The 18948-nt window shown below is 47.0% G+C and carries 17 protein-coding genes; all 17 read right to left on the bottom strand.

What is annotated here, in order from left to right; translation table 11 throughout:
- Nucleotides 1-84: 84 nt before the first annotated feature.
- Nucleotides 85-447, bottom strand: coding sequence for a small basic family protein (locus AB3351_RS10210; protein WP_206246794.1), 363 nt, complete (start codon nt 445-447; stop codon nt 85-87).
- 4 nt (nt 448-451) lie between these two features.
- The gene (locus tag AB3351_RS10215; RefSeq protein WP_371147033.1) at nt 452-1183 is read right to left on the bottom strand and encodes a DUF881 domain-containing protein; all 732 of its coding nucleotides are present in this window, start codon (nt 1181-1183) and stop codon (nt 452-454) included.
- A 24-nt stretch (nt 1184-1207) separates the two neighbouring features.
- Nucleotides 1208-1963, bottom strand: a complete 756-nt coding sequence (locus AB3351_RS10220; RefSeq protein WP_371147034.1) for a DUF881 domain-containing protein — start codon at nt 1961-1963, stop codon at nt 1208-1210.
- Complete coding sequence (locus tag AB3351_RS10225; RefSeq protein WP_371147035.1) at nt 1947-2720, bottom strand: cell division protein FtsQ/DivIB; 774 nt, start codon at nt 2718-2720, stop codon at nt 1947-1949. The genes AB3351_RS10220 and AB3351_RS10225 overlap by 17 nt, the downstream gene beginning before the upstream one ends.
- Before the next feature lie 103 nt (nt 2721-2823).
- On the bottom strand, nt 2824-4077 hold the full coding sequence (murA, locus tag AB3351_RS10230) for a UDP-N-acetylglucosamine 1-carboxyvinyltransferase (RefSeq protein WP_371147036.1): 1254 nt from the start codon (nt 4075-4077) through the stop codon (nt 2824-2826).
- Between the two features lie 14 nt (nt 4078-4091).
- Complete coding sequence (murB, locus tag AB3351_RS10235) at nt 4092-5000, bottom strand: UDP-N-acetylmuramate dehydrogenase (RefSeq protein ID WP_371147037.1); 909 nt, start codon at nt 4998-5000, stop codon at nt 4092-4094.
- 97 nt (nt 5001-5097) lie between these two features.
- Nucleotides 5098-6198: an undecaprenyldiphospho-muramoylpentapeptide beta-N-acetylglucosaminyltransferase gene (gene murG, locus AB3351_RS10240; RefSeq protein WP_371147038.1), complete on the bottom strand. Its 1101-nt coding sequence runs from the start codon at nt 6196-6198 to the stop codon at nt 5098-5100.
- A gap of 86 nt (nt 6199-6284) precedes the next feature.
- Nucleotides 6285-7376 carry a stage V sporulation protein E gene (gene spoVE, locus AB3351_RS10245; RefSeq protein WP_371147039.1) on the bottom strand — a complete coding sequence of 364 codons (1092 nt, stop codon included), beginning with the start codon at nt 7374-7376 and terminating at the stop codon, nt 6285-6287.
- 88 nt (nt 7377-7464) lie between these two features.
- Entirely contained in the window at nt 7465-8886 is a 1422-nt protein-coding gene (gene murD, locus AB3351_RS10250) for a UDP-N-acetylmuramoyl-L-alanine--D-glutamate ligase (protein WP_371147040.1), read from the bottom strand.
- Nucleotides 8886-9848, bottom strand: coding sequence for a phospho-N-acetylmuramoyl-pentapeptide-transferase (mraY, locus tag AB3351_RS10255; RefSeq protein ID WP_371147041.1), 963 nt, complete (start codon nt 9846-9848; stop codon nt 8886-8888). The genes murD and mraY overlap by 1 nt, the downstream gene beginning before the upstream one ends.
- Before the next feature lie 31 nt (nt 9849-9879).
- Nucleotides 9880-11361, bottom strand: a complete 1482-nt coding sequence (locus tag AB3351_RS10260; protein ID WP_371147042.1) for a UDP-N-acetylmuramoyl-L-alanyl-D-glutamate--2,6-diaminopimelate ligase — start codon at nt 11359-11361, stop codon at nt 9880-9882.
- 87 nt (nt 11362-11448) lie between these two features.
- On the bottom strand, nt 11449-13362 hold the full coding sequence (locus AB3351_RS10265) for a stage V sporulation protein D (protein WP_371147043.1): 1914 nt from the start codon (nt 13360-13362) through the stop codon (nt 11449-11451).
- A 139-nt stretch (nt 13363-13501) separates the two neighbouring features.
- The gene (locus AB3351_RS10270) at nt 13502-15685 is read right to left on the bottom strand and encodes a penicillin-binding transpeptidase domain-containing protein (protein ID WP_371147044.1); all 2184 of its coding nucleotides are present in this window, start codon (nt 15683-15685) and stop codon (nt 13502-13504) included.
- 11 nt (nt 15686-15696) lie between these two features.
- A complete protein-coding gene (gene ftsL / locus AB3351_RS10275) occupies nt 15697-16089 on the bottom strand; it encodes a cell division protein FtsL (RefSeq protein WP_371147045.1) in 393 nt (130 codons plus the stop codon).
- 13 nt (nt 16090-16102) lie between these two features.
- A complete protein-coding gene (rsmH, locus tag AB3351_RS10280; RefSeq protein ID WP_371147046.1) occupies nt 16103-17041 on the bottom strand; it encodes a 16S rRNA (cytosine(1402)-N(4))-methyltransferase RsmH in 939 nt (312 codons plus the stop codon).
- Between the two features lie 21 nt (nt 17042-17062).
- Complete coding sequence (mraZ, locus tag AB3351_RS10285; RefSeq protein WP_371147047.1) at nt 17063-17494, bottom strand: division/cell wall cluster transcriptional repressor MraZ; 432 nt, start codon at nt 17492-17494, stop codon at nt 17063-17065.
- A 182-nt stretch (nt 17495-17676) separates the two neighbouring features.
- A complete protein-coding gene (locus tag AB3351_RS10290) occupies nt 17677-18939 on the bottom strand; it encodes an adenosylhomocysteinase (protein ID WP_371147048.1) in 1263 nt (420 codons plus the stop codon).
- Between the last annotated feature and the right edge of the window lie 9 nt (nt 18940-18948).

The following is an 18948-nucleotide window of genomic DNA, read 5'->3' on the forward strand; positions in this document are numbered from 1 at the left end:
CACGAAAAATGATCTACTTTATTAACTTCCACGTCATGCGGTATTTCCCTTTTTTTCACCAAGAAAATTTATAAAAAATATGCGCTACATCAGCGTTTTTTCTTCTTTATCCGGGAACCAACGTCCGATAAGGATACGGCGCATGACAGCGATGTTGTTAAATAGGCGAACACCAAACGCGAAGATCGCCGCCAAATATAAATCGACACCCATATAAACACCAAGAAATGCAAGTCCTGCAGCTAACAGCGTATTAAAGAAGAATCCTGACATAAACACTTTAATGTCAAAGTGGTTCTCTAAATGCGCCCGCAAGCCCCCAAAAATTGTGTCTAAGGCAGCCAGTACAGCAATGGAAAGATAGCTGCTGTATTGTTCAGGAACACGAAATTCAAAAGAAAAGCCAAGAATTACACCGATAATCAACCCAATGACAGGTAGCCACATCCGCTTACGACGCTCCTTTTTGCTCCAGAGGCTTCATATACTTCACTCTTCCTGTCCCCTGATGAGCAGGCACAGTGACGCCTTCCGACTTCTGGATTGAAAATTTCTTATTCAAAAAATGGAACCAATCCTCCATTGATTCTCGATCAGAACCCGGTAACCGCAAAGCCGCTTCAAGACTTTGTGGCTCACCAATTGCTTTTACGATATACGGCATCTCAATGGGGGTTGTATCTACTTGAATGCCTTCACCCACAATGCGAATTGAGCTGTTGACAATCAAACGGTTGCCATTAATCGAGATGGCTTTGGCGCCATTGGCAAATAGAAGGCTCGTCAGATCGGTTAAATCCTGATCAATTACAGGCGATTGCAGTTTATCCTGTCCGGGTGCAGACGGATCGTCTTCGATCATGATAATAATCCCCGGACCTGTTACTTCAGCAAATCCGTTTTCCTTTTTGATACGTGTTAGCTCTTCTTGAATGACGGATGGCCCTCCACCTTCATTGATCGATGTCTCATATTCACTTAATAATTTCTCGTGCTTGGATATATCATTCAGCAATGTCTGATGACGCTCCATTTCTTTTTGCACATTTTGCCGCAGTTGAAACATATCCTTCCGTTCCGTGGCAACAGCTGGCTGATTGGAACGAAATTGGAGCGTCAACATGAACCCAATGATAATGCTTATGGCGGTTATTATGAATGGGACCTGCCGATTATTTTTCATCTTCGTATCGCATCCTCACTACGTCTATCCATAAATCTTCCGCAGGCTGCTGCCTACCTTTGTCTGTGTTTCCCCAACATACGCTGGCAACTCAATCTGATCAGAACCTTTAATAGAGATTTCTAGGGTCCGCTGTTTTAATATATCAATCACACCGCCAGGCAAACGCAAGGCCGATAGAAGGGTTTCTTTATCGCCAATCGCCTGAATAACGAATGGTGGCGCAAGCTTCGTATCATTAACAATAACAGTTGGACCAACACAGCGAACGCTTGACCCTCCCACAAGCCGCTGCCCATTAACAGAGACGCCCTCTGCTCCGGAAGCGAACAGTTCATTAACTACATCACGTATGTTCTGATCATGCACAATTCCTTCAGCCACATCATCAAATGAACGAGCGGTCTTGCTATCCTCTAGCGTCACAGTAACGCCTGTACCAACCACAGGAATCAATCCTGCCTTCATCCGAAGCTCTTCTAATTCACCGATTACCTGCTTCGACACGGCTTGACGCTCAGACAATTCCTTTTCTTTTTTATTGACTTCCATCCGCAATGTTGCTAGCTGTTTTTCCAGCTTCTCATTCGTTTCCTTCTCATCGATCAGCTTATCATTTAGCTTTACTTTCTTTTCCCATTCGCTGTCATCTATGGCGGAAGGAATATTCCCTGACCCTTCCATCGTCAACTGCATCGAATAAGCAACAATAAACCCAAATACCAACAACACAAGCGTTAAATACACATGGATTTTTCGAACCTTAAGATTGTTTTTCATTGTTTGCCGGCTGCTGCTTATACGGCGCAAACCATTTCACCTCTGATAAGTTGATGATCCCTTCTGTCTTTCCTTCCTGTTTCAAACTCTGAACAAATGACGGATACCATGCCATGTTATCGGCAAAATTCTGGATGGTTGTATGTACTTCAAATCCATCTTTCATAAACAAGACAAGTCTTTCAGGATTGTTGGCGGCTGGTTCATGCCTAATCTCAGAAATTTGCTGACGAATGCCCGGATCTACCTTATCCAACTGCGCAGCGAATTTAGGCAGCAGTTGATCAATCTCCCAGCGCCGGATAATCGGCTTGTCCACTGAACCATCACCAGACGGATACTGCTTTAGAATTCCGCCTTTGTCCGTAACCGGATAAAGAGCACCCTGACTATTCATCCATAATGCCACACGTGGGCGCTCCTTGACTGCGAGTTCGACTTTACCCGGAAATGTCTTGCGTACGTCCACGCGCTCAATAGCTGGGAGAGCAGTGATAATAGACTCCTCTACCTTCGCTTTATTGACAAACAAATACTGCATATCAAAGGTAAGTCGGGATTGTGTAATAATCTCTTCAGCAGGCACAAGCTTCGCCCCTGTTACAGAAATGTCCTGTACTCTGCTAATGGATGATTGAAAGAATAGCACCACTAGCAAAATGATAAAAAACAACAGCATGAGCAACAACAGTTGCCGATTCGTCTTCTTCTTCCGGTCCTCTTTCCGTAAACGCGGGATTTTCTCTATATTGGCCATTCCGCATTCCTCCGCTTATACAACCTATAAACTTACAAAAGCGGCATACTCTCATATGCCGCTTCACCTGCACAAACTTATGCTTAATGGAAAGTAGTGTGCGCTACTGTACTCTTCGAATACGTGCGCCCAAACTTGCAAGCTGCTCTTCAATCCGGTCATATCCCCGATCGATATGGCACGCCTGCATCACTCTCGTCTCTCCTTCCGCAGCAAGGCCGGCAATAATTAATGCAGCACCCGCTCGTAAATCAGTCGCTTCTACTACCGCGCCAGACAGATGCGGTACCCCGCGAATAAAAGCGGTGTTTAAATCCACATACACATCAGCGCCCAATCGGCATAACTCGTTCACATGCCTGAATCTTCCGTCAAATACTGTCTCTTTCATAATGCTACAACCTTCTGCAAGCGAAAGAAAAGCCATCATCTGTGACTGCATATCCGTCGGAAATCCCGGATAGGGAGCCGTCATAATGCGGTCAATAGCACGAATTGGGCCGTCTGCCCTTATCGTAATTATATCACGCCCATGGTCGATTTCAACACCACATTGCTTAACAACATCTAATAAAGCAACCATATGCATCGGATTGACATTTCGCAGTGTAACGTTTCCCTGAGTGATCGCTGCTGCTAGCATCATCGTACCCGTAACGATCCGATCAGGGATGACTTGATACTCCGCTGCGGTAAGAGACGTAACCCCCTGTATAATAATTCGATCCGTTCCAGCTCCGCGTACCTTGGCCCCCAAACAGTTAAGGAAATTCTGCAAATCAACAATCTCCGGCTCACGGGCCGCATTGGACAGAATGGTCTCTCCGTCAGCTAATACAGCCGCCAGCATGATATTCTCTGTGGCTCCCACACTCGGGTAATCCAAAAAAATCATGCCGCCAGTAAGCTGCTTGGCTGTACAGCGAATGCCCCCATCTTGCATTGTTATTGTCGCACCAAGTGATTCCAAACCTTTAAAATGCAGATTTATGCGCCTCTCTCCGATTGCACAACCGCCCGGACGGGTCAACGTCACTTCACCAAAGCGCGCAAGCAGCGGTCCCATCAGAAAAATAGAAGAACGCATCTGGCCCATTAAATCCTCCGGCACCGTTGTAGCGGACAGCGCCGTTGTATCCACATGTACCGTTGTTCCCTCGTGCGAACATGTGGCTCCAAGCTCCGTGAGGATTTTGAGCATGACATCAATATCAGAGAGACGGGGTACATCGTAGATGGTATAGGCTCCCCCGGTAAGCACGGTAGCCGCCAAAATGGGAAGTGCCGCGTTTTTTGCGCCTTGAATGCGCAGCTCACCTGAAAGCGGGGTTCCTCCCTCAATCACGAATGACTCCAAGATTTCACCTCCGTTTACCCCTCGCCCACCACCAATACTTCTGGAACAAGCTGAACATGGTATTGTTCATGAATGATCTTCATCACTTTTTCCATAAGGTCGAGGACATCTTGAGCTGTCGCATTCCCACGATTCACGATGAAATTGGCATGCTTCTCTGAGATTTGGGCACCGCCCACCGTAAGCCCTTTAAGTCCCGCGCTTTCGATAAGACGTCCTGCATGATCACCTGGAGGGTTGCGGAATACGCTTCCTGCACACGGCATAGACAATGGCTGTGTCTGACGCCGCCGGTCTTTATACGCAGCCATATGGCGAGCAATCTCCTTGCGGTCACCAGGTTTTAGCGTAAATACCGCACTTACTACAATCCCTCTTTGCTCCTTCTGCAATATGGACGTACGATAGCCAAATCTAAGGTCTTCAGAAGATAGGTGTACCAACTCTCCGTTTTCGAGTAACACTTCAGCCGATGTAAGAATGCGTGAAACATCAGAGCTGTGCGCACCTGCATTCATATAAACTGCGCCACCTACTGTACCTGGAATACCGCCTGCGAATTCAAGCCCGGTCAATCCCTCTTTCCCGGCCATTACCGCTAATCGTATAAACGAATAGCCAGCACCCACCTGTACCTCTTCCCCGTTGAAGGTAAGGTGATCAAATCCATCAGCCAGTTTAAACAAAACGCCGCGGATTCCTCCATCCCGCACAAGCATGTTCGAGCCTCTGCCCAGCACCTGCCAGGGCACCCCATGCTTATGAACAAGCTTCATACTGTGAGCTAGCGCCAATTTATCAGTCGGTTCAATGAGAATGTCTGCCGGCCCGCCAATCTTCCATGTTGTGTGATTAGCCAGCGGTTCATTAACAAGCACTGCTCCGATATTGGCTTCTTTTAGCTCTGCAATCAGCTTCTGCATATATAGAACCTCCTCTATGAATCCCTGCCCAGTACGCGTCGCTTCTATGGTCACGCGCCTAGGATAATGTATGCTCGCCCCGCCTACTGTGTTACAGTCAGTCGTGGGTAATCGTTTTTAATTCTTCATAGACACGTGTTGCCGCATCCGGCTGTCCGAGCTTCTTTGCTGCATCCTGCATCGTCTGAATTCGCTTCTCATCCCTCAATACGGCATCAATCTCGCCAAGCAGCGATGTCCCTGTAAGCTGCGGCTCTAAAATCACACGAGCCGCCCCTTGCTCCTCAAGCCATCTTGCATTCTTCTCCTGATGATTGTTGGTCACATACGGAGAAGGAATTAAAATAGACGGCAGGCCGAGCGCAGTAATCTCGGCAAGAAAGGATGCACCGGCGCGATTTACGATAAGATCGATACCAGCCAACACTTCCGGCATATTGTAGATGAACGGTCGCACCGTGAGATTGTCTGGCATGGTGCCTTTTTCACGTATCGCTTCCATCGTTTTATCGTAGTGCACCTCTCCTGTTACATAAATAAAATGATAGGCTGTATGCTTCGAGAGTTCAGAAACCATCTCAATAACCGCTTCATTAATGGCTCGTGCTCCTCGACTGCCTCCTACGATAAGCACATATTTTTTATTTGCCGGTACCTTTAATGATGCAAGCCCTGCCACACCGTCTGCTAACGCAACTTCTGTCGCGCGCGGATTTCCTGTTACTACGGTTTTTTCTTTGGGGAAATAAGAGGCGGAACCAGAAAATGTGACGGCCACCCGACTTGTATAGCGGGATAAAAACTTATTGGTCAGACCCGGAATCACATTCTGCTCATGAACAAGCGTGGGAATACCTAGCGAGCTTGCCGCATATACAACCGGACCACATACGTATCCGCCGGTGCCTACGACAACGTCCGGCTGAAAATCTCGGATCAATCGCTTGGCCCGGCTGGTCGCTTTTAGAAATCTAGCAATAGTCTTCACATTATCAAAAGAAAGGCTTCGTTTAAAACCGGTAATATATACCGATTCAAACGCAATACCTTCCTTTGGTACAAGATCGGCTTCTAGCCCCTTTTCTGTACCAATATATAGCACGCGAGAGTCAGGCTCTTGTCGTTTGATTTCTTTAATAAGAGCAAGCGCCGGATAGATGTGTCCACCCGTACCGCCGCCGCTAATTACGATATTCATACAAACCGGGCTCCTTATACTAAATAAAGTTTAACATATAACACAGCAAGGGAGCAGAACGCAATGCGTCCTGCTTCTCCTAATTTCTATGCTCTCGAATAACGTGAAATGTTTAAGAGAACGCCAATTCCTGTAAGCATAAGCGTCAGCGAGGAGCCGCCGTAGCTTAAGAATGGCAGTGTAATACCCGTAACCGGAAACATGCCAGTTACAACGCCGACATTAATAACAACCTGAATTGCCAGCATCCCAATAATTCCCGTAGCAAGCAGACTGCCGAATAGATCCGGGGCAGTAATGGCAACGCGCATGCCTCGCCACAAAAGCAACAAAAATAAAAGAAGAACCGTCACGCCGCCAATAAACCCAAGCTCCTCAGCTAAAATCGAAAAAATGAAGTCATTATACGGCTCAGGAAGGTATAAGAATTTCTGTCGACTCATCCCAATACCCAGTCCCATTAACCCACCTGGTCCGATCGCATAAAGCGATTGAATCAACTGGTATCCCGTACCCAGCGGATCTGACCACGGATCAACAAAGGCCGTGATCCGATCCATTCGATAAGGCGCAACCAATATTAATCCAACAAAGCCTGCCACACCCAAAAGAGCCAGACCGAACAGATGCGCAAGCCGCATTCCCGCAATGAAAATCATCAGCACAGAAGTACCCAGCAGCACGGTACCTGTTCCTAGATCAGGCTGAAGCATGATCAAACCAAACGCCAGACACACAATACCAAGTGTGGGGATTAGCCCTTTGGTAAATGACCCAATATCTTTTTGATTTTCCGATAACCACCTAGCCAGAAAAGCAGACATTCCAAGCTTCATAAACTCTGCGGGTTGAATTCCGAATGCGCCAATTCCAAGCCAGCTTTTTGCTCCATTGACTTCTTTACCTATGATGAGAACAATCACAAGCAGAAAAAAGCAAAAAATAAGTCCAGGCTTCGCCCACCTTTTCCATACCCAATAATCGATGTTCATGGTCATAAACATCGCCACAATGCCTAACACAGCAAAAATTAGCTGACGTTTGGTGAAGAAGAACGGATCACCTTTCTGAGCGGCGACTACAGCACTTGAACTGTATACCATCACGACACCTACAGCCAGCAGCACGAACGTTACGACAATAATAAGAAAATCAGGAGTTGAACGGGCCTTTGTCACGCAGAACACCTCTTACAGCGCAGAATTTGCCGCACCTTGCTGCCTGTCCGTTCAATCACCTGATTTTGATTAAACCTTCAAACAGCGGTTACGGGCTTGTTTTAAGCTTATGCACGGATTGCTTAAACAAGACCCCCCGCTCTTCGAACGATTTGTACATGTCCCAACTAGCACACGCCGGTGAGAGCAGTACAATATCACCTTCTTGAGCGACCGAGTGAGCGCAAGCAACCGCATCAATAACAGTATCGACGCGCTTTGCTTGAATAATCCCCGCATCTGCCGCCCGGTCCAACAATTTTTCCGCTGTTTGTCCATATACAACGACCGCTTTCACATGCTGTTCAAGCAGCGGGACTAACTCTTTGAAATCAATGCCGCGGTCAAGTCCGCCGCCAATCCAAACAACTGGTGACGTAAATGACGTAAGCGCTCGGCTGGCAGCTTCGGGATTGGTCGCCTTCGAATCATTGTAGTACTTAACCCCATCGATTTCTGCCACGAATTCGAGGCGGTGCTCCACACCAGCAAACGAGCGCAGCACGTGGCCCAGCGCTTCCATATCTGCTCCCGCTGCTCTTGCAGCACAGATGGCAGCTAAGACATTCTCCAAATTATGCGCTCCTGGCAAAGCCAGTTCATCTATACGAATAACAGCTTCCTCCTCCGGTGCGGTAGCCAACGCTTCTGCCAGTCTCCCTACCATCGGACGCTTAAATATAATAGTGCCTTCCCTTACGAAAGCGCCATGCTCTACCTCTTCTTTTGTGCTGAACCAAAGAATGGTGGAAGCAATCTCTTCAGCCAAGCTCCGGCAGATATCATTGTCATAATTCAATATCGCTGTATCCGCTTCTTCTTGATTGGCAAATAACTTTGCTTTGCTATGTATGTAATCGTCTTTTGTCTTATGATAGTCAAGATGGGCATCATATACGTTAAGCAGGCATGCAATCGTCGGACGAAAGTTCTTTGTCCCCTTTAATTGAAAACTGCTCAGCTCAGCTACCAATACCTGATCCGCTCGCGCCCAAAGCGCCTGCTCACAGAGCGGTGTTCCTATATTGCCCGCCACGATGGGAGCTAGTCCACCTTCCTCAAGCATGTGTCCTATCAGCGTAGTTGTTGTCGTCTTACCGTTTGAGCCGGTAATGCCCACAATCGGTGCATCGCTCACTTCATAGGCTACCTCTACTTCCGTAATAACCGGAATGCCTAGAGACAGAGCTGTTTGAATCGGTGGTGCTGTATATGGAATTCCCGGATTCTTTACTACGATATGAATACCTGGATGGATAATATCTTTCGGGTGTCCACCGCAAATTACTGCAATCCCTTCGGCACGAAGAGCATCAGCACCTTCACACTCACTCTCCGGCTTTTGGTCATTAACCGTAACAGTGGCACCGCATGCTTTCAACACACGGGCCACAGCTGCGCCGCTCTTTGCCAGGCCGATTACTACCGCCTGTTTTCCATCATATAGTTTTTTCCCTTTTTCTATAGCCATCAGTTTAACACCCCAATATATATGCCTAAGCTTGCACAGACCAATCCGGCAAACCAGAAGGTAACAACCACACGCCATTCAGACCAGCCGCCCAACTCATAATGATGGTGCAGCGGGCTCATGCGGAATACCCGCTTTTTACGCGTCTTGTATGATAATACTTGAATAATAACAGACAGAGCTTCCATAACGAATACGCCGCCAATCAACACAAGTAGAATTTCCGTCTTCGTAAGAATCGCAATCCCTGCAATCGCTCCACCCAGCGCAAGCGATCCTGTATCTCCCATGAACACCTTGGCCGGATGTGCATTAAACACAAGAAATCCTAACACGGCTCCTACCACAGCAGCAGAGAAAATAGCGATATTCATCTGGCTTGCCATCCAGGCAATAACCGCATACGCGCTGAATGCAATTGCACTCGTTCCTGCAAGAAGACCGTCTAATCCATCCGTCAAATTCACCGCATTAGACGCTCCAATGGTCATAATAAGAACAAGCGGCAGATATAGCCATCCCAGATCTACTCCCATTCCTGTCCCGGGAATAGAGACCGTCGTATCATATCCGTTACGTACTAGTACATAATAGAATACAGCGCCGATTACGAGCTGACCGAATAATTTTTGTTTGGCGGTTAAGCCTAGATTGCGCTTCATGGCAATTTTAATGAAATCGTCTAAAAACCCAATTAAGCCATAGCCCAACGTAATAAACAATAACAGAAATATCTCAACCGACTGGTTGGCAAACTTAATGACGGTAAAAGTTAATGCCAATAAGATAATAATTCCGCCCATTGTCGGTGTTCCTGCTTTTTTCTGATGTCCTTTCGGGCCTTCTTCACGAATCGCCTGACCAAACTTCAAACGTCTCAGAATAGGAATGAAGAGCGGAGCAAGAAGCACAGCGATTAAAAAAGCTGCGGCGATGGAAAAAAATAAAACTCGTACAAGCATTGTACGCCCTCCTTTCTATGATCTCCTCATCCTATTTTTTCTTTTCTAGTATGGCTTGATATGCCTCTTCTTTATCATCAAAGTGAATCGTTTTATCTTTTAAAATTTGATATGTCTCATGACCCTTTCCGGCAATGAGTACAACATCCTTCGGATTCGCCCTGTGAATGGTTTCACGAATTGCTTCCCGTCGATCCACATAGGCAGTGTAACGCTCCTCGCCTACATTGTCTGCAACAAGACCTGCAATCATCTCATCAATAATTGCCTGAGGCTCCTCAGAACGAGGATTATCTGATGTAATGACGGCCACATCCGCATACCGTGCAGCAATCGAAGCCATGATCGGCCGCTTGGTCCGGTCTCGATCGCCCCCGCAGCCTACAATACAATAGACCTTTGCTTCGGCAAATTCACGAATTGTCTTCAACACATTCTCTAAACTATCTGGTGTATGCGCGTAATCGACAATGACAGTATAATCCTGTCCGGCATCCACACGCTCAAACCTACCGCGTACGCCTTCGATTTTTTCTAGCGTATGCTTCATCTGCTCAAGCGATATACCTTCAACAAGGCAGGCCGAAGCCGCTGCAAGGACATTGTATACGTTAAAATTCCCGATCATACGCAGAGTTACGTCTATACTTCCAACAAATGTTTCAAGAGTAAACGTCGTTCCAAAAGCTGTAATGGCAATGTTTCTGGCGCGAACATCCGCTTCCTGATGAATACCATATGTAATAACCTGTGCCGGTGTTATGCGGGCAAATGCTTCGCTTGCTGGATCATCTGCGTTCAATACAGCATATTTCATCCGTTCCCTATCATACTCATTGCCAAGCTGGGAAAACAAGAGGCCTTTCGCCTGTTGATATTTCTCCATCGTTTCATGGTAATCGAGATGATCCTGCGTTAGATTGGTAAACACGCCTGTAACAAAACGTACGCCGCGGACCCGTCCCATATCAAGCGCGTGGGATGATACTTCAATCGCCGCGTATTCTGCACCCATATCTTTCATCCACCGAAAAGAACGATGCAAATCAAGCGCTTCTGGTGTAGTATTCTTCACTTCACGTACATCTTTTCCCATCCGCATCTCGATCGTGCCAATAATGCCTGTCGGATGACCTGCTTCTCCTAGGATGCGTTCAATCAGATGTGTGGTCGTTGTTTTACCGTTTGTACCTGTCACTCCAATTACATGAAGCTGGTGTGTAGGCTGCCCAAAGAAACGGTCAGCCAGTACAGCCATTGCCCGTCTGGTATCAGGGACATATATAACGGGAACATCCGTCTCCACAGGGCGCTGTGCCAAAACAGCCACCGCCCCCTGTGAAACGGCTTTTGCTACAAAGTTATGTCCGTCAACTGTAAAACCAGGTAAACAAATAAATAAATCACCCGGTTTTACAAGTCGAGAATCAATCTCGATGCCCGTAATTTCCGTTTTCTTATCCCCCGCCACTTTTTGCAAGGCAAGAGGAGCCACTAACTCTTCTAGTTGCATAAATCTTTCTCCTTCTTTCTCTCACGCGGTTCGTCCGCTTCATCACTATGCATGAATCGTAACGCATTTATTTTAATGCTCTTTGTTTTATTTGTCACCCAGGTAGACACGAATTGTCACTCCTTCCTCCACCCTTGTACCCGGTGTAGGGGATTGGTATGACACTTTGCTGCCGCTTCCTGCAATATCAAGCGGAAAATCATAGTATGCACTTGTAATCTCTTTGCGTTCCATGCCGATAAGGTTCGGAACCTGCACAATTTTTTTGTCCGGATATTGATACTTTTTCTCCATCTGCTGCGTACGTACAGGTACCTTCATATAATGCAGCGAAGATTCCATAATGTTGCGTACGATTGGCGCTGCAACCAGGCCACCAAACTGAATACCCTTTGGATTATTGATTGCTGTGTATACAAGAATCTGCGGATCATCTGCGGGCGCAAAGCCAATAAATGATACAATATGCTTGCTTTTGGAATACACACCATTCTCAACAATCTGAGCCGTCCCCGTCTTGCCGCCTACACGGTAACCGTCAATATAGGCGTTGCGTCCTGTGCCGTTTGCGACAACGCTCTCAAGAGCACGCCTTACTTCAGCAGAAGTTTCCGGGGAAATGACGCGTCGAACGGCTGTCGGCTTATTTTCCTTAATAAGTTGGCCTGTTTTCGAATCATGCCATGATTTAGCAAGATACGGCTTCATTAGTGTGCCGCCGTTAATCGCTGCACTAACAGCCTGAATCTGCTGAATCGGTGTTACAGAAACCCCCTGGCCAAATGAAGTGGTGGCAAGCTCGACAGGCCCTACCCGGTTGAGACGAAATAACACACCATTTTCTTCTCCTAACAGGTCAATGCCCGTCCGTTTGCCAAAACCAAATTCATTAATGTAATGAAAGAGGCGCTCTTTACCTAAACGCTGTCCTAATAGAACAAACCCCGGGTTGCATGAATTCTGTACGCCTTCAAGAAATGTCTGATGTCCATGTCCGCCCCGTTTCCAACAGCGCAGTGTTGCACCCGCTACCTTGATGGAGCCTGGGTCATTAAATGTATCGTTATTCAAATTTACTTTTTTATCTTCAAGAGCAGCCGCAAGCGTAATAATCTTAAATGTTGAACCCGGTTCATATGTCTTCCAAATTGGCAGATTTCGATTATACGTCTCTACCGGATAGTCTTTATAATTTCCGGGATCAAAATTCGGGCGGCTGGCCATACCTAATACTTCACCTGTCTTTGGAGAAACGGCAATGGCAATGGCATCATCAGGCTGATATACAGCCATCGCCTGATCAAGTTCACGCTCGATAATTCGTTGAATGCTCGCATCAATCGTCAGGTGCAGGTCCTTACCATCTGTCGGTGCAATAAACCGATCTGCAATTCCAGGCATTTTCTGTCCGGCGGCGTTGGCACCAAACGAAATATAGCCCTTCTTTCCTTTAAGTTCCGTATCGTATACTCTCTCAATTCCGGTTAGACCTTGATTATCTATTCCTGTAAATCCAAGAATATGTGAGACGAGAGAGCCGTTCGGGTAATAGCGCTGGCTGTCTTCAGCCAATTGAACGCCTGGAAGGCGCAGCGATTGTATTTTTTTAGCTATTTCTGGAGAAACTCTGCGACCTCCTGGTACGCGTACCATTAGCTCACGCTTACTGATCTCCTTAAGAATCTTCTGCTCCTCGACTTTTAAAATCGGCGCAAGCGTACGTGCTGTAGTTGGCTTATCTTTGATTTGGGCGGGAATGGCTAACACAGATGGGACACTGATATTATATGCCAGCACTTCTCCGTTTCGATCAAGAATTTGACCGCGCTTTGCTTCAAATGGTATGTTGCGCGTCCATAAGTCCTCAGCCTGTTCCCTAAGCCACGGTCCATTCCACAACTGTACATATCCAAGGCGTGTAATCAACAGTAGAAACAACAGAAATCCTAATAACATCGCAATGAAGATACGTCGTCGGACGGTAACTCCGGATACACGCAATTCCCTTCTCCTCCTCACCGAATAGGCACGCGGGACGCAGAATCTCCGTCCGCACGCAATATATTCTCACAAATAACCCTATTCGATGAACGAAAAAGATAGAACAGGCTTTGCTTCGTTCACTGCCAATGCTTCATGCTTATTTCTCTTTTTTCTGCTCTGTTTCTTGCTTTGAATTGGCAGGTGGCGCCTCTGACTTTGGCGCAAGCGTGACCGCAAGTTTATCGCCTTTTTTCAATACAGTACCCGGCTGGATACTCTGCTTTTGCACATATCCTTCCCCAGTTACCGTTGGTGCCGGAATATCTACCAATGAAGCTAACTCCATCACTTCACGCAGTGTTTTTCCGCTTAAGTCCGGCATTTTTATCCCGTCTTTGGATGTGAGCATATATACGGTCGAGCCTTTCGTCATCTCAGCCTGCGCCGCCGGATATTGGCCGACTACCGTTTTGCCATGGCCAAGCACTTGTACTTTAAGACCCGCCTGCGAGAGCATCTGTTTACCTGCTTCGACCGTCTCTCCACCTAACTCCGGCATGACGGTTGATTCATCTGTCGTGACTTCTACAGTCTTGCCGTCTACTTTATCCGGTGACATCTTGAAGTAATGCAGACTGCGTTCCATGACCGACTTGAAAATCGGGGCTGCAATAATTTTACCGCCGGCAGACGGAGTATCAATGTGCGGCTGGTTCACCACAACATAAATCAACAGCTTCGGATTGTCTTTTGGAGCAAAGCCGATGAAGGAATTAATATAGCGTCCGGCCACATACCTGCCGTTCTCTGCTACTTGAGCGGTACCCGTCTTGCCCGCTACTTGATAACCTGGCAGAGCAAACGGCTGCCCAGTTCCGTTTTTTTCATTAACGACCGCTCCAAGAAGATCACGCGTCTGCTTCGCTGTATCTTCTGAAATTACACGACGAACCATTTCTGGCTTGTTCTCTTTAAGCACCTGATCTGTTTTTGCATCACGAATCTCTTTTACAATATACGGCTTCATCAGCTTGCCGCCGTTCGCCACCGCACCAACAGCCGCCACCTGCTGAATCGCCGTCACCGATACACCTTGTCCAAAGGTGATCGATGCTACGTCACGGGGATAGTACTTGCGGTTCGGGCTGAACGAACCGCGCGCTTCTCCGGGCAGGTCAATGCCTGTCTTCTGTCCGAAACCAAACTTGGTTAAGTAGCTGAATAGCTTCTCTTTGCCAAGCCCCTCGTACCCCATGTGTACGAACGCTACGTTACTCGAACGCTTCACACCTTCTTTGTATGTGATAGTACCCCAGCCGCGCCCCTGGTTATGGTCGCGGATCGGCTTGCTGCCTTTGATCTTGTTGTATGTACCGGACATGTACGTGGCATTTGGATTAAACTGTTTCTCCTCAATGGCCGCAGCGAGCGTGGCAATCTTAAATGTAGAGCCCGGTTCAAAGTTCGCACCGATCACCGGATTAAAGAAGTTTTTGATATCGGTCGGCGCATTTGGATTAAATGTCGGCCGGTTGCCCATCCCAAGAATCTGTCCTGTGTACGGATCAGCTACGACAACGCTGACACCCTCCATCTTATACTTTGCTGTCGCCTGATTGAGCGCATCTTCAATATAGTTCTGAATTTGATGGTCAATAGTTAATACCACCTTATTGCCATCTTTAGCAGGCTTATAGGATTCAATTCCATCGGGCAGTAGATTTCCTCGGCGATCCGCTTTAAATGTAAAGCTTCCTTTCTCACCTTTAAGCTGATCGTCAAGCATGCGTTCAATCCCCATCCTTGCCTCGCCTTCTAAATTCGTGTAGCCGATGGCGTGGGAAGCAAATGCGCCGTAGGGATAATAACGACGTGATTCTTCATACAACCCGATTCCCGGAAGTTTAAGCTCTTGTACTTTATCAGCGGTTTCCTTCGGGATTTTCCAACCGCCCGGACGCAGTTCTACTTGCTTCGTATCCTTAGTTAAGCGCTCTAGAATCTTTTCTTGAGACATGTTGAGCAGAGGCGCCAACTTGGCTGCTGTCTCTTGCGGATTTTTTACATAGTTTTCATTTTTCGTATCATTTGAGTACGGCTTCAATCTGGCAATGACCGTATACGCTTTGCCATGATAAGCCAGCAGCTGTCCGTTGCGATCAACAATATCGCCGCGCTTTGGATTGATCGCGTTGCTTCTTTCCCACGTGTCCTTGGCTTTAACCATAATCTCAGCACTATCTACGTATTGAATCCAAAATGCGCGTAAAATAAGCGCAAAAAAGGAGAGCGTAAACAGCCCCCCCATAAGTAACGTGCGCAGGTTAATTTTTTTCCTCATCCCGCATCCCCCTAATTCGAGGCTGTGCCGCCCTTAAATACACGAACTGTGTCATCAAGCTTGGTTAGTCCCATTTGTTCGGCAATGCTGCGAATCCGCTCCGGCTTGCTCAATTCATCAATTTTGGCGTGTAATTCCCCGTTCTGCTCTGAGATTTGTTTGACTTCCTGTTTCGTTTCGAGAATCTGATAGTTGTAATCAGAGATTTTCGCATAACGAGCAATGATAAACGTAGCTACAACGACGAGTGCGATGACGACGAAGAAATAGAGCATCTTCTCTCCTGCGCTAATGCCATAACGGACGGTTACGCGTTTTTTCTGTGGTACCTTTCGCTTTGGTACCGGCTTCCGTTCAATTTGTGTAGCTAAGCTTCCCTGATTGTATGGCCGCAAAACGTTCATCCCCTCCTTCTGATCAAGTTTCTAGCTTCTCTGCAATTCGTAGCTTCGCAGAACGAGATCTGCGGTTTTCATTCAATTCCGTCTCACCAGGCACAATCGGCTTGCGTGTCATTACTTTCAGTACCGGCTTATTGCCGCAGGCACACTGCGGGAAATCCGGCGGGCATATACACCCTTTGCTATACTCTTGGTACGTTTGCTTACAAATTCTATCTTCTAGAGAATGAAAAGTAATGACGCTCACCCTGCCGCCAACGCCAAGCATTGCAATGCTTGACTCTAGCGCTTCTTTGAAGGCGTTCAATTCATCATTCACCGCGATACGAATGGCTTGAAATGTGCGTTTTGCCGGATGCGGACCCGTACGCCTTGCGGCAGCCGGGATGCCCCGCTTAATAAGTTCGACCAGTTCACCTGTTGTAGTGATCGATTGCTTCTTGCGTTCTGCTACAATTTCTTTGGCAATGCGACGAGCAAATTTCTCTTCGCCATATTCAAAAAAAATCGCGGCAAGTTCGCTCTCCGGCCATTCATTTACAATTTCATGTGCGGTAAGCGTCTGTGTACGATCCATCCGCATATCAAGCGGTGCATCCGCATTATAACTAAATCCACGCTCCGCCTCATCCAATTGAGGTGATGATACGCCTAAATCAAACAGCACTCCGTCAACTTGCGAAATATGTAATTCTTCGAGCACCTGTCCTACATGACGGAAGTTGCTTTTTACAAGCGTCACATGTTCCATATACGGCGCCAGGCGTTCTTTAGCATTGGCAAGCGCGACATCATCTTGATCGATAGCGATCAGCCGCCCTCCTTCACTCAGCCTGGATGCGATTAATGAGCTGTGGCCGGCACCTCCAAGTGTACAATCCACATAAATTCCGCCCGGCTTAATCGCCAAGCCGTCCACTGCTTCCTGGTGCAGCACCGTGATGTGATGGAACATCCATTTTCCCCCTTGCATCCTCTACAAATCAAAATCAACAATTCGTTCTGCAATCTCATTAAAGTAATCACCGGACGCGGACGTGTATTGCTCCCAGAGCGGTTGACTCCAGATCTCTATCCGGCTAGATACGCCAATGACGACGCATTCTTTCTCAATCTGTCCATGCTTGCGAAGGGCAGCCGGTATATTTACTCTGCCCTGCTTGTCCAAAGTGCATTCGGTTGCACCTGAGAAAAACAGACGGGTAAATGCACGAGCATCGGCCTTGGTAAAGGGAAGAGCTTTCAACTTGCCAGTCAGCACGCTCCATTCTTCCATTGGATACACAAACAAGCATTGGTCTAGACCACGCGTTATGACGAAGCGTTCGCCGAGCTCTTCTCGAAACTTTGAAGGAATGGTTAACCTTCCTTTATCATCGAGCGTATGCTCGAACTCGCCCATAAACACGCTATCTCACCTACCTATTTGCCATCTCCTCCACTTTGCCCCACTTTATACCACATACGTATTCTAGCTTATAAAACGAAATCCTTCTATAAAAAATTAGGAAGTTTTGTGGAAATAGCGCTAAATGCATAAAAAAAATGTCGAATGGGCGCACAAACCCATTCGACATTATGCTTTTTAGCCTATTCTTCTTTCCAGCTCTCTAAGTAAGACTTCTGTTCCTCGGTCAAAACGTCCAGTCCAAGACCCAGAGCTTCAAGTTTTAGACGTGCTACACGCTCATCAAGCTCATACGGTACGTTGAGAACGCGCGGTCCGATTTCGTTATATTTTTCATTAACATATGCGAGCGAGATGGCTTGCAACGCAAATGTCATATCCATAATTTCTGCCGGGTGACCATCACCTGCAGCCAGATTAACGAGACGCCCTTCTGCCAGCAAATAAATCTTGCGGCCGTTTTTAAGCACATACTCTTCGATGTCTTTACGCACAACTCGCTTCGAAGTAGATAATTCCTCAAGTTCTGGCTTGTTGATTTCAATATCGAAGTGTCCAGCATTGGAGAGGATGGCGCCGTCTTTCATCAAATCCATATGTTCACCGCGAATCACATCGCGATTACCTGTTACCGTTACGAAATAATCTCCATGCTTAGCCGCTTCAGCCATCGGCATAACTTCAAATCCATCCATATAGGCTTCAATTGCTTTAATGCCATCGATTTCTGTTACAATTACTTTAGCACCCAAGCCCTTCGCACGAAGCGCAACACCACGTCCGCACCATCCATAGCCGACAACAACAACTGTTTTACCAGCTACAACAAGGTTGGTTGTACGGTTAATGCCATCCCATACGGATTGGCCGGTACCATACCGATTGTCAAACAAATATTTGCAGTATGCATCGTTTACAGCAATCATTGGGAACTTCAGCTCGCCGGATTTCTCCAGCGCACGGTTGCGGATTACTCCTGTTGTCGTCTCTTCACATCCGCCACGCACTTGAGAAAGCAGGTCCGGGCGCTCTGAATGTAGAATCGTAACAAGATCCCCACCGTCATCAATGATAAGGTCTGGTTTTGTTTCAAGCGTTTTGATCATATGCTCTTTGTACTCTACCGGATCCGGATTGTACTTAGCAAATACAGTGATGCCGTCTTCTACAAGAGCCGCTGCTACATCATCTTGTGTTGAAAGCGGGTTGCTTCCTGTAATGGTTACATCAGCGCCGCCAGCTTTTACAACCTTTGCAAGATACGCTGTTTTTGCTTCTAAGTGAAGAGAAATAGCGACTTTTAAGCCTTTAAACGGCTGCTCCTTTTCAAATTGTTCACGAATGCGGTTTAACACCGGCATATGTTCTTTAACCCAGTCAATTTTGAGATGTCCATTCGGCGCAAGACTCATGTCACGCACGATGCTTTTTTCCGTTGTATTCAAAATCTCAGC

Source organism: Aneurinibacillus sp. REN35 (genome assembly GCF_041379945.2).
Lineage (GTDB): Bacteria > Bacillota > Bacilli > Aneurinibacillales > Aneurinibacillaceae > Aneurinibacillus.

What these genes read in the sequence shown, in the direction of transcription:
- rsmH (WP_371147046.1), bottom strand. Translation starts at nt 17,041, where the DNA reads ATGTTCCATCACATCACGGTGCTGCACCAGGAAGCAGTGGACGGCTTG.
- mraY (WP_371147041.1), bottom strand. Translation starts at nt 9,848, where the DNA reads ATGCTTGTACGAGTTTTATTTTTTTCCATCGCCGCAGCTTTTTTAATC.
- murB (WP_371147037.1), bottom strand. Translation starts at nt 5,000, where the DNA reads ATGCAGAAGCTGATTGCAGAGCTAAAAGAAGCCAATATCGGAGCAGTG.
- murG (WP_371147038.1), bottom strand. Translation starts at nt 6,198, where the DNA reads ATGAATATCGTAATTAGCGGCGGCGGTACGGGTGGACACATCTATCCG.
- AB3351_RS10260 (WP_371147042.1), bottom strand. Translation starts at nt 11,361, where the DNA reads ATGCAACTAGAAGAGTTAGTGGCTCCTCTTGCCTTGCAAAAAGTGGCG.
- AB3351_RS10215 (WP_371147033.1), bottom strand. Translation starts at nt 1,183, where the DNA reads ATGAAAAATAATCGGCAGGTCCCATTCATAATAACCGCCATAAGCATT.
- ftsL (WP_371147045.1), bottom strand. Translation starts at nt 16,089, where the DNA reads ATGAACGTTTTGCGGCCATACAATCAGGGAAGCTTAGCTACACAAATT.
- murD (WP_371147040.1), bottom strand. Translation starts at nt 8,886, where the DNA reads ATGGCTATAGAAAAAGGGAAAAAACTATATGATGGAAAACAGGCGGTA.
- AB3351_RS10220 (WP_371147034.1), bottom strand. Translation starts at nt 1,963, where the DNA reads ATGAAAAACAATCTTAAGGTTCGAAAAATCCATGTGTATTTAACGCTT.
- AB3351_RS10210 (WP_206246794.1), bottom strand. Translation starts at nt 447, where the DNA reads ATGTGGCTACCTGTCATTGGGTTGATTATCGGTGTAATTCTTGGCTTT.
- AB3351_RS10270 (WP_371147044.1), bottom strand. Translation starts at nt 15,685, where the DNA reads ATGAGGAAAAAAATTAACCTGCGCACGTTACTTATGGGGGGGCTGTTT.
- AB3351_RS10225 (WP_371147035.1), bottom strand. Translation starts at nt 2,720, where the DNA reads ATGGCCAATATAGAGAAAATCCCGCGTTTACGGAAAGAGGACCGGAAG.